This window comes from Cytobacillus praedii (genome assembly GCF_001439605.1).
In the GTDB taxonomy this organism is placed as follows: Bacteria; Bacillota; Bacilli; order Bacillales; family Cytobacillaceae; genus Cytobacillus; species Cytobacillus praedii.
The window spans coordinates 190-448 of sequence record NZ_LMBX01000022.1; positions in this window are offsets into that span (position 1 = coordinate 190).

Consider the following 259-nt stretch of genomic DNA (forward strand, 5'->3'; position numbering starts at 1 on the left):
AATCATCTTTCATTCGCATAAATGTCGCATCCGGATCTGTTTTAGAATAACTATTACGTATGCCAAAGATTTCAAAGTCCTGTTGGTATTTCTGTTTTCGTAAGACNNAAAATCAAGCAACTGTTTACGCACTTGTTTCGGGTATTTGCGTTCACTTCTTAGAGCTTTTCTTTCTGGAACGACTGATGATGCTTCAATTTGTTTATCATACTCGGTTATGACATCGCCCACTTTTTGAACCATTTGTGTGAGCTCTTCC